This is a genomic window from Pseudomonas sp. VMV1, assembly GCF_056790235.1.
On the sequence record NZ_JBXGSE010000001.1, the window covers coordinates 993,493 to 1,008,399 of the forward strand.

A 14,907-nucleotide genomic window follows, 5' to 3' on the forward strand; every position below is an offset into this window, starting at 1 on the left:
AAATCATTGCGGCCCTCTGCTGCCCAAGGGACGTCAGCCCCTAAATAGACGAGGTCCACCTTGCTTACCACCCTGTCCGATCCGATCTTTCTGACCAGCCTGCTCCAGATCGTCATCATCGATATCCTGCTCGGCGGCGACAATGCCGTAGTGATCGCCCTGGCCTGTCGCCGCCTGCCCGAGGCGCAACGACGCAAGGCCATCCTCGGCGGGGTCGCTGGCGCCGTGGTGCTACGTATCCTGCTGCTGTTCGTCGCCAGCTACGTGCTGGGCTGGCCGCTGCTCAAGGTGGTGGGCGGCGTGCTGCTGCTGTGGATCGGCATCAAGCTGCTAGTGCCCGAGGACGACGAGGCCGACGTCAAGGCCGGTACCAGCCTGGGCCAGGCCATCTGGATCATCATGGTGGCCGATGTGGTGATGAGTCTGGACAACGTCATCGCCGTGGCCGGCGCTGCCCAGGGCCATCTGGGCCTGGCCGTCACCGGCGTGCTCATCAGCATCCCCATCATCATCTTCGGTAGCCAGATCATCCTGCGCCTGATGGAGCGCTTCCGCTGGTTGGTCATGGCCGGGGCAGCCCTGCTTGGCTGGATCGCCGGCAAGCTGATCGCCAGTGACGAACTCCTGCAGGGTTGGCTCGGTACCGCCGACATGCACTGGGTTCCCTATGCGGCCGGCGTTCTCGGCGTCTTCATCGTGCTCGTGACTGGTCAGCTGCTGGCACGGCGAACGGTACCGGCCTGATCGATCTTTCGACCACCAAGGAGCACCACCATGACCTTCAAGACCACCGACCTCTGTGACGACCATGGCGACCGCGCGCGCGTCCTGCAGCCGATCTTCCAGGACCTGGGCGGCCGCCAGGACTTCGCCGGGCCGGCGCTGACGGTCAGGTGCTTCGAGGACAACTCGCGGATCAAGGAACTGAGTCAGCAAGCGGGCGAGGGCCGTGTGCTGGTGGTGGATGGCGGTGGTAGCGACCGCTGTGCGCTGCTAGGCGACATCATCGCCGAGGACCTGGTTAAGAACGGCTGGGCCGGCGCCCTCATCTACGGCCACGTCCGTGACAAGGCGGTGCTCGCCGGGCTGCCCCTGGCGGTCAAGGCTTTGGGCGTCTCGCCACGAAAGTCGGTCAAACGCGACGAAGGCCAGATCGGCGAGGCGGTGACCTTCGCCGGGCAGACGATCCGTAGCGGCGATCAGCTCTACGCCGATGCCGACGGCGTGATCGTCCTCGACGTCCGCTAGGCGCCTCTGCGGGCTACCAGCCGCCTTTCGGGCGGCCCTTCCAGGAGCGCTATCGCCATGACCACTGCCAAACGCATCTTTCTGATTCACGCCACCCGCATCGCCATCGAACCCATCAACACCGCCTTCGCCCAGGGCTGGCCCGAGGCGCAGCGCTTCGATCTCTGGGACGACTCGCTGTCGAAGGACGCCAGCACCGCCGGGGGTAGCACGCCGGTGCTTGACCAGCGCATCCAGGACCTCGCCGACCATGCCTTTCGCGGCGAGGCCGACGCCGTGCTCTTTACCTGCTCGGCCTTCTCCAGCGCCATCGAAGCGTGCCAGCGCCGCTATCGACGACCGGTCCTCAAGCCCAACGAGGCCATGGTGCAGGAGGCCCTTGCCCAAGGCGGGCGCATTGCCGCCCTGACCACCTTCGCCCCGGCGGGCGCGGCCATCGTCAGCGACTTCGAGGTCGAGGCACAGCGGCTCGGCCAGGCCGTGAACATCACGCCGATCCTCTGCGAAGGCGCGCTCGAGGCGCTGCATGGGGGTGACCAGGCCCGCCACGACGCCCTCATCGCCACGGCTGCGGGCCGCCTCCGTGGCGACTATGATGTGCTCTGCTTCGCTCAGTTCTCCATGACCGCCGCGCAGGCGGCCAGTGAGATCGCTTGGGCAGGGCCGGTGCTCACCACCCCGGCCAGCGCCGTACGGCGCCTGCGGCAGCTGCTGGAAGGGTAGTGCCGTCGCGGCGGTCGACCTGGATCTTTGCTCATGTGCCGCCGCGCATATGGTTAGACAAATTCTGTCTTTACCAAAAGTTATAACAGCTCATTAGCCTATAACGCTTTCTGGGAGCCAATTGGCACGGAGCGTGGTGGATGAGCAGGGTAGGCAATGGATTCGCGGCGATCCTGGCAGTGGTTGGCGCCCTGGGTTTTGCCGGCCAAGTCGTGGCCGAGGGCAAGATCAGCATCGCCCAGCAATTCGGCATCGGCTATCTGATCCTCGACGTGGTGCGCGATCAGCAGCTGATCGAGAAGCACGGCAAGGCTGCCGGGCTGGACATCCAGGTGGATTGGAACAGCATCTCCGGCGCCACCGCCATGAACGAGGCGCTGCTGGCCGGCTCGCTGGACGTGGTCTCCGCCGGCGTACCGCCGATGCTGACGGTCTGGGATCGCACCCGCGGCCGGCAAAACGTCAAGGCCATCGCCGCCCTGGGCGCCATGCCCAACTACCTGTTGAGCAATCGCGCCGAGGTCAGGTCGATAGCGGACCTGACCGATAGGGACCGCATCGCCGTCCCGGCGGCGGGTGTGGGCTTCCAGTCGCGCACCCTGCAGATCGAGACCGCCAAGCTTTTTGGCGACGCCCAGTTCAAGAAATTCGATGCCATCAGCGTGAGTCTGCCGCATCCCGATGCCAGCGCCGCCCTGCTGGCGGGCGGCTCGGAGATCACCACCCATTTCTCCAGTCCGCCGTTCCAGTACCAGGCGCTGGAGAATCCCCGGGTCCATCGCATCCTCAGCAGCTACGACGTCCTCGGCGGTCCGGGCACCTTCAACGTGCTCTACACCACCGAGAAATTCCACGACGAGAATCCCCAGACCTACCGCGCCTTCTATGACGCCTTGGTAGAAGCCGCCACCTTCATCCGCGCCAACAAGGCCGCGGCCGCGGAAGCCTATATCCGCGTTGAGCATTCCAAGCTGCCGCTGGCCCTGGTGCAGCGCATCGTCGAAGACCCGGAGATCGACTTCACCGTCGAGCCCCAGCGGACCTTCGTCTACGCCCAGAAGCTGCACGAGCTGGGCGTGCTGAAACACCAGGCTGCCGCCTGGCAGGACTATTTCTTCCCCGAAACCCACGAGCGTCCCGGCAGCTGAGCTGGACCACCAAGGAGAACACTCCAATGACCCTCGCTTCCCCCCGTCCGGCCGCCGACCAGGCCTTCGAGATCCGTCCCTTCGGTAACCTGGGTGCCGAGATCCTCGGCATCGAGCTGGCCCGGCCGCTCAATGCCGAAGACTTCGCCCGCGTCCATCGCGCCCACCTGGATCATCACGTGGTGGTGTTCCGCGATCAGCGCATCACCCCGGAGGAGCAGATCGCCTTCAGCCGCCGCTTCGGTGAATTGCAGATCCATGTGCTCAAGCAATTCCACCTGGCCGGCCATCCGGAAATCCTCATCGTCTCCAACATCGTCGAAGACGGGCAGCCCATTGGTCTCGGCGATGCCGGCAAGTTCTGGCACTCGGATCTCTCCTACAAGGAGCTGCCGAGCCTGGGCTCCATGCTGCACGCCCAGGAGTTGCCGGAGGAGGGCGGCGATACCGTCTTCGCCAACATGCACCTGGCCTACGACACCCTGCCGGCGGCGCTCAAGCGTCAGGTCGAGGGTCTCCAGGCCGAGCATTCCTATACCGCCACCTACGCCAAGCCCAAGTTCGAGGGCAACTGGCGGCCGACCCTGACCGCCGCGCAACTGGCCGAGGTCAAGGCGGTGGTGCATCCGGTGGTGCGGACCCATCCGGAAAACGGTCGCAAGGCGCTGTTCGTCAGCGAGGGCTTCACCACCCACATCGTCGGCCTGCCGGAAGACGAGAGTCGCGAGCTGCTGGCCGAGCTGCATGCCCACAGCGTCAAGCCCGAGCACCTCTATCGCCACCAGTGGCGGCCCCACGACCTGGTGTTCTGGGACAACCGCTCGCTGCTGCACCTGGCGGCCGGCTGCCCCAATCATCTGCGGCGCAAGCTGTACCGCACGACCATCCAGGGCGATGCGCCTTTCTAAGGGAGGAGACGACCATGAACGCTCCTCTCGCTTCCCGTCCGCACCTGACCCTGGCGCAGACCCAGCCGCTGCTGCAGGTGCAGGATCTTGACCTCGAATACCGCACCCGCGAGCGCCGGGTGCGGGCCACGCACCAGGTGTCCTTCGAGGTGCATGGCGCCGACCGTTTCGTGCTGCTCGGCCCGTCCGGCTGCGGCAAGTCCAGCTTGCTCAAGTCGGTGGCGGGCTTCCTGCCGCCGCTGCACGGCGAGATTCGCCTGGAGGGCCAGCCGATCAAGGACCCGGGACCGGATCGCATCGTGGTGTTCCAGGAATTCGACCAGTTGCCGCCCTGGAAGACGGTGCTGGAAAACACCATGTTCCCGCTGCTCGCCAGTCGCCAGGCCAGTCGTGGCGAGGCGCGTGAGCGGGCGCTGCATTACCTCGACAAGGTCGGCCTGACGCGCTTCGTCGATGCCTATCCGCATCATCTCTCCGGTGGCATGAAGCAGCGGGTGGCCATCGCTCGCGCCCTGGCCATGCAGCCCAAGATCCTGCTGATGGACGAACCCTTCGCTGCGCTGGATGCCCTGACCCGCCGCAAGATGCAGGAAGAACTCCTGACGCTCTGGGATGAGGTGCGCTTCACCCTGCTGTTCGTCACCCACTCCATCGAAGAGGCGCTGGTGGTGGGCAATCGCATCCTGCTCCTGTCGCCCCATCCGGGCCGGGTCCGCGCGGAACTCAACTGCCACCAGTTCGGCCTCGAGGACTTCGGCGGCGCCGAATTCCAGAGTACCGCGCTGCGCATCCACAACCTGCTGTTCCCCGACGACGTTCAGACCCTGCCACCGGAGGTCGCCGACGAGCGCCTGCGCCTGCAGCAGGCCATCGTCCAGGGCCGAATTTCCTACTAGTTTCGAGGTGGACCATGACTCGACAGTCCCCGGTGCGGGCCGAATACCAACGGGACCTCGCGCCCCTCGACGATCTGCCGCTGGCGGTCGAACTACCCCTGGCCACGCGCCTGTGGAGCCAGGCCTGGCTGCGCAAGCTGGTGATCCTGGCGATCCTGATGCTGGCCTGGGAAGTGGCCGCCCGCTGGCAGGGCAACGACCTGCTGCTGCCCAGCTTCCTGCAGACCGCCGCGGCCTTCTGGGATGGCCTGGTGACCGGCGAGTTGCCGGCCAAGGTTGCCATTTCCCTCGGCACCCTGCTCAAGGGCTATCTGCTGGGCGTGGTGCTGGCCCTGGCGCTGAGCGCCCTGGCCGTCTCCACCCAGTTCGGTCGCGACCTGCTCGGCACCCTGACCTCCATGTTCAATCCGCTGCCGGCCATCGCCCTGCTGCCCCTGGCGCTGCTCTGGTTCGGCCTGGGCGAGAACAGCCTGGTGTTCGTGCTGGTGCATTCGGTGCTCTGGCCCATGGCGCTCAACACCTACTCGGGGTTTCTCGGCGTTTCCGACACCTTGCGCATGGCGGGGCGCAACTACGGTCTCAAGGGGCTAAGGTACGTCGGGCTGATCCTCATCCCGGCGGCGCTGCCGGCCATCGTCTCGGGCCTGAAGATCGGCTGGGCCTTCGCCTGGCGCACCCTGATCGCCGCCGAGCTGGTGTTCGGTGCCTCCAGCGGCAAGGGCGGCCTGGGCTGGTACATCTTCCAGAATCGCAACGAGCTCTACACCGACCGCGTCTTCGCTGGCCTCGCCGCGGTGATCATCATCGGCCTGCTGGTGGAAGGCCTGGTGTTCGCCACCCTGGAGCGGCTGACGGTGAAGAAGTGGGGGATGCAGCGTTAGGGTCTTCCCCGGCCTATTCGGCTTCGCTGCGCTCAACCCAACCTACGAGATAGCACTGTAGGTTGGGTTGAGACGGCTCCACCGTCGAAGCCCAACAATGCACGGACTTTGGCCGGGTAACCGCGGATCTAGACCTTCGCGCGGAGTGCCCCTTCTCCCCCTGGGAGAGGGCTGGGGTGAGGGCGCCCTTCGCAGCGAATTCCTCCTGTGGAAAAGGCTGCGCCGTTTTCCACGCTACGGTGCTCAACCCAGCCTGCGGAACACCCTCGTAGGTTGGGTGAGACGGCTCCACCATCGAAGCCCAACAATGCACGGACTTTGGCCGGGTAACCGCGGATCTAGACCTTCGTGCGGGCTGTCCCTTCCCCCTGGGAGAGGGCTGGGGTGAGGACGCCCTTCGCAGCGAACTCCTCCAGCGGAAAAGGCTGCGCCGTTTTCCACGCTACAGCGCCATCGCGGTCATAAGAAGAAGTACGGAGCTATCTTTATTAAATGCGCAATGTAAATAAATCTCGCATTAGGATATGCGTATAAGGAATTTCCTTGTTATGCGCTGGCTATCTAAGGTGGACCCCAGCCAACGCCTTCCCGGAAGGCGTCCCCTTTACCTCGGCACGGGATTCACCACCATGAGCGTTCAGTTCCTCGGCATGATCGGCCATCGCCTCACCTCGGAGATCATCGCCCCCTCCGGCCCCATCTTCGACAAGGGCTACATCACCCGCTTCGCCCAGGCCCACGAGCTGGCCGGCTTCGATCGCATTCTGGTCGGCTACTGGTCCGATCAACCCGATGGCTTCCTGGTCACCGCCCTGGCGGGGCAGGCCACCCGGACACTCAAGTTCCTGCTAGCCCATCGTCCCGGCTTCGTTGCCCCGACCCTGGCGGCACGCAAGCTGGCGACCCTCGATCATCTGCTCGACGGCCGCCTGGCGGTGCACATCATCAGCGGCGGCAGCGACGGGGAGCAGCGCAAGGATGGCGACTGGCTCGACCACGACCAGCGCTACGCCCGCACCGAGGAATTCCTCGACGTGGTGCGCCAGGAGTGGACCAGCACCCAGCCCTTCGACCACGAGGGCGAGCACTACCGGGTGGCGAAGGGCTTCTCCGCCATCAAGCCGCTGCAGCAGCCGAGTCTGCCGGTCTATTTCGGCGGCTCCTCGCCAGCCGCCCTGCGGGTGGCCGGCAAGCACGCCGATGTCTTCGCGCTGTGGGGCGAGTCCCTGGCCCAGACCCGCGAGACCATCGCCGCGGTCCGCGCCGAGGCGGCGTGCCATGGCCGCACCCCCAGCTTCAACGTCTCCTTCCGGGTGATCCTGGGCGAAACCGAGGATGCTGCCTGGGCCAAGGCCGAGGGCATCCGCCAACAGGCCAAGGCGCGCCTGGCCGCAGAAGGCGCCGTGCATCCGGCCAAGCCGGAAGCGGTCGGGGCCCAGCGCCTGCGCGACACCGTGGCCCTGGGTGATCGTGTGGATCGTCGGCTCTGGACCGGCATCGCCGCCCTGGTCGGCGGCGGGCACAACTCTACCGCCCTGGTGGGCACCGCCGAGCAGGTCGCCGATGCCCTGCTGGACTACTACGACCTGGGCATCGACAGCTTCCTGATCCGCGGTTTCGATCCGCTCAACGATGCCGTGGAATACGGTCGCGAGCTGATTCCCCTGACCCGGCAAAAGGTCGCCGCGCGCCTGGCCAGCGTCCGCCGCACCGGCTGAAGCGTTCTGACCTACCTACCGCGCGACCGTACCCACGGAGCGCTCCCGATACCTTCGAGGAGACGTTTTCGTGATCAAGGGATTGCTATTCGCCGCCGGCCTGCTGGCCGGCACCTCCGCCAACCTGGCCCAGGCGGTCACCCTCACCATCGGTGATCAGTTCTACTACAGCAGTACCCTGTTGGAGCAGGCGGGTGAACTCAAGGACCTGCCGTACCAGATCCAGTGGAAGAGATTCAACGCCGGGGCGCCGGTGGTGGAAGCGCTCAATGTCGGCTCCATCGACCTGGGCATTGTCGGCGACACCCCGGTGATTGCCCTGGCCGCCTGCGGGGGACCGATCAAGGTGGTGGCGGTGACCCGCAACCGCCCGGACGGCACCGCCATCGTGGTCGGCGAGGATTCGCCGATCAAGACGGTGGCGGACCTGGCCGGCAAGCGCGTGGCCATCTGGAAGGGCTCCTGGAGCCAGCAGCTGGTCTACTCGGCGCTGGAGCAGGCCGGGCTGCCCAGTGACGCCCCCCGCTACAGCTATCTGATGCCCACCGAGGCGGTAGCCGCCCTGAGCCAGGGCACGCTCGATGCCACTGCCACCTGGGAACCCTACGTGAGTATGGTGGAGCGTCAGGGCGGACGGGTGCTGGTCACCGCCAAGGACCTGATGCCAGCGCCGGTCTATGTGGTGGCCAACACCCAGCGCCTGGACGAAAACCGCGCCGCCATTGGCGATTTTGTCGCCCGCCTGCAACGGGCCCGCAGCTGGGCACGCGACCACGTCGACGTCTATGCCCAGGCTTGGGCCAAACGCAACAACTCCGATTCGGCCATCGCCGAACGCTGGTTCCGCCGCGACGCCACCTGGGTCGAGCCAATCAGCGCCCAGACCCTGAGCGATGGCCAGAAGACCGCCGACTTCCTGGTCAAGGCCGGGGTGCTGCAGCAGCCCTATGACGTCAAGTCTCTCTATGACCAGAGCTTCAATCGCTACCTGCAAGCTTCCACGGAGGCCAGCCGATGAGTCGCCAATTGCACCTCGCCGGCTTCCTGCTGGCCGGTCCCGTCGTCCATAGCCACGCCATCTGGCGCCATCCCGAGACTCAAGGCGATTTCCTCGACCCGGACTACTACGTCCGCGCGGCCAAGGCCCTGGAGGAGGGGCTGTTCGACTTCCTGTTCTTCGCCGACCGCCTAGCCGTGGGCGATCAGCTCGGCGGCTCGCGGGAGACCGCCCTGCGCCTGGGCGCCCAGGATGCCACCCGCCTCGACCCGCTGCCGCTGCTGTCCTATCTGGTGGCCCATACCCGCCACCTTGGCCTTGGTTGCACCCGCTCCACCACCTACTACGAACCCGCCCATGTCGCCCGGGCCTTCGCCACCCTCGATCACCTGTCCCGCGGGCGCGCAGCCTGGAATATCGTCACCTCGATGAACGACAGCGAGGGCCGGCTGTTCGGCAGGGAGCGCCACCTGGAACACGACCTGCGCTACGACCGTGCCGATGAATTCGTCGAAGTGGCACTCAAGCTCTGGCGCAGCTGGGGGCCAGGCGCTCTGCGGCTGGATCGCGAAGGCGGCGTGCTGGCCGATCCCGCGCAGGTGCGCGCCCTCGATCACCAGGGCGACTGGTTCCGCGTGGAGGGCCCGCTCAATATCTCGCGCAGTCCCCAGGGGCGCCCGGTGCTGATCCAGGCCGGTTCCAGCGGTCGTGGCCGGCGCTTTGGCGCGCGTTGGGCCGAAGCCATCTTCACCATCCAGCCGAACCTCGCCGCTATGCGCACCTTTCGCGACGATGTCCGCCGCCAGGTGCTGGAGCAGGGGCGCTCGCCCGACCGCTGCAAGATCCTCACTTCGGTGATGCCCTTCATCGGCGGCAGCGAAGCCGAGGCGCGCGCCAAGCAGGAGCGGCACAACGCCCTGGCGCAACCGGAAGTGGGGCTGATTACCCTCTGCTCCCAGCTCAACATCGACCTGTCCCGCTTCACCCTGGACACCGCCCTGGGCGAGGTGGCCGAGGTCGGCGACCTGCCGTTGGCCGCTGCCGAGAAGCTGCTGGCGCTGGGGCGGCGCACCACCCTGGCCGAACTGGGTCGCAGCTACGCCGCCAGTGTCCGCGTGCCGCAGCTGGTGGGTACCGCTGCCCAGATCGCCGACCAGTTGGCCGAGTGGTTCGAAGCCGGCGGGTGCGACGGCTTCGTGATTTCCCCCGGCTACCTGCCGGGTTCCTTCGTCGAATTCAGCGAGAGCGTGGTGCCGCACCTGCAGCGCCGCGGGCTGTTCCGGCGCCAGTACCAAGGCACGACCCTGAGAGATCACCTGGGCCTCGGCCCCCTGGAGGACTAGATGAGCACGATCGAGGAGGCTGCTGGCTGGCTGACGCTGGCCCGCGAAATCGGCGCGGAGTTCGCCGCCCGGGTGGTGGCCGACGAACGCGAGCGCATTCGTCCCGACGCCCAGCTGCAAAGACTCAAGGACAGCGGCCTGACCAACCTGGTCATACCCGTGCGCCTCGGGGGCGCCGGTCAGCCCTGGTCGCTGGCCATGCGTGTGCTGCGCGAGATCGCTGCCGGTGATGGTTCAGTGGGCCTGCTCTATGGGTACCACCTGCTCAATACCGTCAACCTGCGGCGCGAGCCCCGGCCCAGGCGCGACCGACTACTGGCGGAAATCGCGGAAGGCCGTCTGTGGCTGGCCGGGGTGGTCAATCCGCGTGATGACGACATCCTGGCCCTTCCGCTCGCCGGCGGTGGCTATCGCCGGACCGGGCGCAAGGGTTTCTGTAGCGGTGCCGCCTTTGCCGACCGCCTCACCATCAGCGCCCGCGACCGGGAGAGTGGCGCACGGCTGATGGTCACCCTGCCGGCGGACCGGCCCGGATTGGCCTACGCCGATGACTGGGATCACTTCGGCGTTGCCCGCAGCGACAGTGGCAGCTTTACCCTAACAGACGTCTGGGCCAGCGCCGAGGAGGTCCAGATCTGCGACCTGGAGGACGCCGACGACTTCGCCGCGGTGATCCGCACCCCGGTCAACCAGTCGGCTTTTACCCAGTACTACCTGGGGGCAGCCCAGGGCGCCCTGCGCGAGGCGCGACGCTATCTGCACGAAGAGGCGCGGCCCTGGGTGCATTCCCTGGCCACCCGCGCCAGCGAGGATCAACTGGTGCTGAGCCAGATGGGCGAACTCTGGATCGCCCTCCAAGGCGCCGTGGCCCTGGCCGATCTAGCGGCGCAACGGGTACAGGAGCTGCTCGACGCCGACGATGCCTTTACCGCCGAACTGCGCGGCGAGACGGCCATTGCCGTGGCCAGCGCCAAGGTGCTGGCGGCGCGCACCGCGCTGGACGTCACAACTCGCGTGTTCGACGCCCTGGGCGCTCGCGCCACGCACAACCGTCTCGGCCTGGATCGCTTCTGGCGCGATGTGCGCACCCACAGCCTGCACGATCCACTGGCCTACAAGGTACTGGAGGTCGGTTGTTATGCGGCCAAAGGCCAGTATCCCGATATCCGCGCCTATACCTGACGAACGTCCGTATCACCGCTGTGGATTTAGTGTGGAGTGGACGACGTAGCGCTGAACAAGGGCAGGTGAGATGGCCCTGGGTTATGCTTGGGATGCATGTCCAGAACCGAAAAGTCAGGCGCCTCCTCATGAAGACCGACGATATCGAAGCCTTTGTCGCGGTGCTCCGCAGCGGTTCCCTCAATGCCGCCGCACTGTCCCTGGGACTTACCCAGCCAGCCATCACCCGCCGCCTGCAGAGCCTGGAACAGGATCTGGGTGTCGAGTTGCTCGACCGCCACACCAAGCCACTCAAGCCGACACGCCTGGGTCAGGAGGTCTACGGCCACTGCCGCGCCATCCTGCGCGAGATGGACGCCCTGCGCGAGCGAGTGGCGGGTGATGTCCCGCCGTCCGGACTGCTGCGCCTTGGCGTACCCCAGACCCTGGGCGATGCGCTGTTGCTGGAGGCCGTGAAGGCTATCCGCACCCGCTACCCGGAACTGCGTACCCAGGTGGCGACCGGTTGGGGCAGCGTGCTGGTCAGCCGTATCGAGCACGGCGAGCTGGATGGCGCCCTGGTGCTGTTTCCGGCCAACAAGGTGTTTCCCGACGGCGTCGAGGCCAATGCCTTGGGCGCCATGCCGCTGCAGGTGGTCTGCGCCCGAGACCAGGCGCCGGTCAAGGCGCAACGGCTGGCCGACATCCAGGGTCAGGGCTGGGTGCTCAATCCCGATGGCTGTGGCTTTCGCGCCAGCCTGCAACGAACCCTGGCCGAGCAGGGTCAGGCGTTGCGTATTAACCTGGAAACCTATGGCACAGAACTCCAGCTCGGCCTCGTGGCGGACGACCAGGGTCTAGGCCTGGTCCCGGCACCGCTGCTGGCCTTGAGTGCCCATCGCGAACGCCTGGCGGTGATCCCGCTGAAGGACTTCAAGCCGGAGATCCAGCTATGGCTGATCTACCCGCGCTTTCTCGGACCGCTGCAGGAGGTGGTCGAGGGGTTCGGGCGGGCGGCGAGTCAGCTGTTGGCAACCTCCTGACAGCAGAACGCCCGGCAGCCAGGCTGCCGGGCGTTCGCTAACGCCTGCTTAGGCCGCAGGCTTGGCCAGGAACTCCCGCAGTACATAGTGCAGGATGCCGCCGGCCTTGAAGTAGCTCACCTCGTTGAGGGTGTCGATGCGGCAGAACACCTCGACGCTTTCCAGGCTGCCATCCTCACGGGTGACTTCCAGGGTCAGCGGCATGCGCGGGCGCAATTCGACACCGTCGATGCCCAACACGGCGATCTTTTCCTTGCCGGTCAGCCCCAGGGACTTGCGGTCGACGCCGTCCTTGAATTGCAGCGGCAACACGCCCATGCCTACTAGGTTGGAACGGTGGATGCGCTCGAAGCTCTCGGCGACCACCGCCTTGACGCCCAGCAGGTTGGTACCCTTGGCGGCCCAGTCACGAGAGGAGCCGGTGCCGTATTCCTTGCCGGCGATGATGACCAGCGGGGTGTTCTCCAGCTCGTACTTCATGGCCGCGTCGTAGATCGACAGCTTTTCGCCAGTGGGGACGTGGTAGGTGTTGCCGCCTTCTTCACCGCCCAACATCTCGTTCTTTATGCGGATGTTGGCGAAGGTGCCTCTCATCATGACTTCGTGGTTGCCACGGCGCGAGCCGTAGGAGTTGAAGTCGGCATAGTCCACGCCATGCTCGGCCAGATAGCGGCCAGCGGGGCTGTCCTTCTTGATGTTGCCGGCAGGGGAGATGTGGTCGGTGGTGACCGAATCGCCCAGCAGCGCCAGGATGCGGGCATCGTGGATATCGGCGATACGTGGCGGATCGCCGGCGATGGTTTCGAAGAACGGCGGATTCTGGATGTAGGTGGAGTCGGCGTCCCAGACATAGGTCTCAGCGTCCGGCACCTGGATAGCCTGCCACTTCTCGTCACCATCGAACACGGCGCCGTATTGCTTGTGGAACATGGCGGTGTCGAGTTTCTGCACGGCGTCGGCCACTTCCTGCTGGGTGGGCCAGACGTCTTTCAGATAGACCGGCTGGCCGTCATTGCCGGTGCCCAGCGGCTCCTGGGTCAGATCGACCTTGACGCTGCCGGCGAGCGCATAGGCCACCACCAGCGGCGGCGAGGCCAGCCAGTTGGTCTTGACCAGCGGATGCACACGGCCTTCGAAGTTGCGGTTGCCGGAGAGCACCGAAGCCACGGTGAGGTCGGCGTCCTGGATCGCCTTCTCGATGGGGTCGAGCAGCGGGCCGGAGTTGCCGATGCAGGTGGTGCAGCCATAGCCGACCAGGTCGAAGCCAAGGTCGTTGAGATAGGGCGTGAGACCGGCGGCATTGTAGTAGTCGGTCACCACCTTGGAGCCGGGGGCGAGAGAAGACTTCACCCAAGGCTTGCGCATCAGGCCCTTCTCGGCCGCCTTCTTGGCCAACAGGCCGGCGGCCATCATGACGCTGGGGTTGGAGGTGTTGGTGCAGGAGGTGATGGCAGCGATCACTACCGCGCCGTCCTCCAGCTGGAAGGTCTGGCCGTCGAGCTGGACTTCCACGCCACTGCCAGCCTTAGGGGCCTCGGCTTTTTTCGGCGCCAGGGCGGTGAAATCGCCAAAGGTCTTGGCGACCTCGCCGAGCAGTACGCGATCCTGGGGCCGCTTGGGACCGGCCAGGCTGGACTGGACTTCGCCCATGTCCAGCTCCAGCACGTCGGTGAATGCCGGCTCGTCGCCGGGGTTGCGCCAGAGGCCCTGGGCCTGGGTGTAGGCCTCCACCAACTGCACGGTTTCCTCGGGGCGACCGGACAGGCGCAGGTAATCCAGGGTGATCTGGTCAACCGGGAAGAAGCCACAGGTGGCGCCGTATTCCGGGGCCATGTTGCCGATGGTGGCGCGGTCGGCCAGGGGCAGGGTGGCCAGGCCATCACCAAAGAATTCGACGAACTTGCCCACCACGCCCTTCTTGCGCAGCATCTGGGTCACGGTCAGCACCAGGTCGGTGGCGGTGATGCCCTCGCGCAGCTTGCCGGTGAGCTTGAAGCCCACCACCTCGGGGATCAGCATGGACACCGGCTGGCCGAGCATGGCCGCCTCGGCCTCGATACCGCCCACGCCCCAGCCCAGCACGCCCAGGCCATTGATCATGGTGGTGTGGGAGTCGGTGCCGACCAGGGTGTCGGGGAAGGCATAGGTGCGGCCGTCCTCTTCCTTGGTCCAGACGGTGCGGCCCAGGTACTCCAGGTTGACCTGGTGGCAGATACCGGTGCCCGGCGGGACCACGCGGAAGTTGTCGAAGGCGTTCTGGCCCCAGCGCAGGAAGGCGTAGCGCTCGCCATTACGCTCCATCTCGATCTCGACGTTCTCGTGGTAGGCGTTTTCGCTGGCGTAGCGGTCCACCATCACGGAATGGTCGATCACCAGGTCGACGGGGGAAAGCGGATTGATCCGCTGCGGATCGCCACCGGCCTTGGCCACGGCTTCGCGCATGGCGGCCAGGTCGACCACTGCCGGTACGCCGGTGAAGTCCTGCATCAGCACCCGCGCCGGCCGGTACTGGATCTCGCGATTGGCGGAACGGGTCTTGGTCCAGTCGGCCAGGGCCTGGAGGTCCTCGCCGGTAACGGTCTGGTTGTCTTCCCAACGCAGCAGGTTCTCCAGCAGCACCTTGAGCGATTTGGGCAGCTTGTCGAGACTGCCCAAGGTCTTGGCCGCGTCGGGCAGGCTGTAATAGTGGTAGGTGCGCTCACCGACCTGCAGGGTCTTGAGGCTTTTGAGGCTGTCCAGGGCTGGCATCAGGGGTCTCCTTATCGACGCTTCGACGGTTGCCCGCTGGCCGTACGAGCCTCGAAAGGTGAAGGAGACCCGTACCAGCGCTGGGCGGACTGA

The 14,907-nt window shown here is 66.1% G+C and carries 13 protein-coding genes; 12 read left to right on the plus strand and 1 reads right to left on the minus strand.

Going from position 1 to position 14,907, the window contains the following annotated elements; genetic code table 11:
* Positions 1-60: 60 nt before the first annotated feature.
* The 12 genes from ACUCV0_RS04715 to ACUCV0_RS04770 all read left to right on the plus strand — a co-directional run bounded on the left by ACUCV0_RS04715 (position 61) and on the right by ACUCV0_RS04770 (position 12,066).
* On the plus strand, positions 61-744 hold the full coding sequence (locus ACUCV0_RS04715) for a TerC family protein (RefSeq protein ID WP_434776418.1): 684 nt from the start codon (positions 61-63) through the stop codon (positions 742-744).
* Between the two features lie 30 nt (positions 745-774).
* Positions 775-1,248: a ribonuclease E activity regulator RraA gene (gene rraA, locus ACUCV0_RS04720; protein ID WP_059314613.1), complete on the plus strand. Its 474-nt coding sequence runs from the start codon at positions 775-777 to the stop codon at positions 1,246-1,248.
* A 57-nt stretch (positions 1,249-1,305) separates the two neighbouring features.
* The gene (locus ACUCV0_RS04725; RefSeq protein ID WP_434776419.1) at positions 1,306-1,971 is read left to right on the plus strand and encodes an aspartate/glutamate racemase family protein; all 666 of its coding nucleotides are present in this window, start codon (positions 1,306-1,308) and stop codon (positions 1,969-1,971) included.
* A gap of 140 nt (positions 1,972-2,111) precedes the next feature.
* A complete protein-coding gene (locus tag ACUCV0_RS04730; protein ID WP_482212130.1) occupies positions 2,112-3,119 on the plus strand; it encodes an ABC transporter substrate-binding protein in 1,008 nt (335 codons plus the stop codon).
* Between the two features lie 26 nt (positions 3,120-3,145).
* Complete coding sequence (locus ACUCV0_RS04735; protein ID WP_482212131.1) at positions 3,146-4,027, plus strand: TauD/TfdA dioxygenase family protein; 882 nt, start codon at positions 3,146-3,148, stop codon at positions 4,025-4,027.
* Between the two features lie 14 nt (positions 4,028-4,041).
* Positions 4,042-4,923, plus strand: a complete 882-nt coding sequence (locus ACUCV0_RS04740; protein ID WP_434776422.1) for an ABC transporter ATP-binding protein — start codon at positions 4,042-4,044, stop codon at positions 4,921-4,923.
* 14 nt (positions 4,924-4,937) lie between these two features.
* Positions 4,938-5,804, plus strand: a complete 867-nt coding sequence (locus tag ACUCV0_RS04745; RefSeq protein ID WP_482212132.1) for an ABC transporter permease — start codon at positions 4,938-4,940, stop codon at positions 5,802-5,804.
* A gap of 629 nt (positions 5,805-6,433) precedes the next feature.
* Entirely contained in the window at positions 6,434-7,522 is a 1,089-nt protein-coding gene (locus tag ACUCV0_RS04750; RefSeq protein WP_482212133.1) for an LLM class flavin-dependent oxidoreductase, read from the plus strand.
* Positions 7,523-7,592: 70 nt separating this feature from the next.
* Positions 7,593-8,540, plus strand: a complete 948-nt coding sequence (locus tag ACUCV0_RS04755; RefSeq protein ID WP_482212134.1) for an ABC transporter substrate-binding protein — start codon at positions 7,593-7,595, stop codon at positions 8,538-8,540.
* Complete coding sequence (locus ACUCV0_RS04760) at positions 8,537-9,862, plus strand: LLM class flavin-dependent oxidoreductase (RefSeq protein WP_059314621.1); 1,326 nt, start codon at positions 8,537-8,539, stop codon at positions 9,860-9,862. Before ACUCV0_RS04755 ends, ACUCV0_RS04760 begins: the two co-directional genes overlap by 4 nt.
* Complete coding sequence (locus ACUCV0_RS04765) at positions 9,863-11,044, plus strand: acyl-CoA dehydrogenase family protein (protein ID WP_482212135.1); 1,182 nt, start codon at positions 9,863-9,865, stop codon at positions 11,042-11,044.
* 128 nt (positions 11,045-11,172) lie between these two features.
* Positions 11,173-12,066, plus strand: coding sequence for a LysR family transcriptional regulator (locus ACUCV0_RS04770; RefSeq protein WP_323149760.1), 894 nt, complete (start codon positions 11,173-11,175; stop codon positions 12,064-12,066).
* 48 nt (positions 12,067-12,114) lie between these two features.
* On the opposite strand, the gene acnA is transcribed toward ACUCV0_RS04770, so the two are convergent.
* Complete coding sequence (acnA, locus tag ACUCV0_RS04775) at positions 12,115-14,814, minus strand: aconitate hydratase AcnA (protein ID WP_482212136.1); 2,700 nt, start codon at positions 14,812-14,814, stop codon at positions 12,115-12,117.
* Between the last annotated feature and the right edge of the window lie 93 nt (positions 14,815-14,907).